Genomic DNA, 1,148 nt, shown 5'->3' with positions numbered 1-1,148 from the left:
GCAGACATCAACCGTCTTCGCGCCCGCCTCCTGCTCCTTCAATATCCCGATGATCTGTTCTTCCGTGAACCGTGAACGCTTCATTCGTCCGTCTCCTCGTTGTGACGGACTCTACCAAAATCTGGAGGAAGTTCAGGGTCTCAGGTCACAGGCGTTGCTGGCGCCTTCAGTTTCGGCTCCGACTTTAGCGTTGGACCGAACGGAACGCTCGATGCAAACCATTTCTCCGAAACCATCGGCTCGCTTTCCAATGACGGAAGGGTGAGGATTTCCGGCGACGATGCCAGCACCACCTTCGGCACGACGTTGACAGTCACCCGCAATTACATCGGGCAAGGCGGTGCGGTCTATCTGAAGACCAAACTTGAAGGCGACGATTCCCAGACCGACCGGCTTGTCATCAATGGCGACACCTCGGGCAACTCGACACTGGTTGTGAAGAATGTCGGCGGTAACGGTGCGCAAACCGTCGAGGGTATCAAGGTCGTGGAAGTCGGCGGCGCGTCGAAGGGTACCTTCGCGCTTTGGGGTGATTATGAATATGATGACCAACCGGCGGTGGCGGCCGGCGCTTATTCCTACAGGCTCTTCAAGGGCAGCGCGGGCGTAGGCGGCGCCGGAAATGCGGCAATCAGCGAGGGTGACTGGTATCTGCGGTCCGTGCTATCCGATACATGTCAGGGATCCGATTGCCCGCCACCTTGCGTGGGGCCAGGTTGCCCGACCCCGCCGCCGCTGTACCAGGCCGGCGTTCCGGTCTATGAGGCGTATTCCTCGGTCCTCCAGGAGTTGAACGCCGTCGGTACCTTGCGCCAGCGCGTCGGCAACCGCTACTGGAGCGGCGCGGCCAATCCTGTCGTCGCGCAAGGCGATGGAGAGGAGACAGCTGCGGCTTCCGCTGAAGCAGGCGGCGATATCAACACCTCAACCTATGTCTGGGGTCGGGTCGAGGGCGCGCATGGCCGCTTCGAGCCGCGCTACTCGACCAGCGCCACCCGCTACAACATCAACACCTATGGTCTTGAAACCGGCATAGACGGCAAGCTTTACGAGACGGCAATGGGAAGCCTGATCGGCGGGATTACCGCGCATTACGGCTATGCCAAGGCCACCATGGGCTCGGTCCACGGCCAGGGCGGGGTCGATGC

Annotated in this window: 2 protein-coding genes; one reads left to right on the top strand and one right to left on the bottom strand. The window is 60.9% G+C overall.

Features of this window, described 5'->3' with window-relative positions; translation table 11 throughout:
• A partial coding sequence (locus ACOWVG_RS19300) for a transposase (protein ID WP_420963723.1) occupies positions 1–84 on the bottom strand: 84 nt, incomplete at its 3' end.
• Positions 85–261: 177 nt separating this feature from the next.
• On the opposite strand from ACOWVG_RS19300, the gene ACOWVG_RS19295 reads away from it, so the two are divergent.
• The coding region (locus tag ACOWVG_RS19295) for an autotransporter outer membrane beta-barrel domain-containing protein (RefSeq protein ID WP_420963997.1) at positions 262–1,148 on the top strand (887 nt) is incomplete at its 3' end.

The sequence above is a fragment of the Brucella sp. IR073 genome (genome assembly GCF_049065735.1).
Classification (GTDB): Bacteria; Pseudomonadota; Alphaproteobacteria; order Rhizobiales; family Rhizobiaceae; genus Paramesorhizobium.
This window is presented reverse-complemented; position numbering and strand designations above follow the sequence as displayed.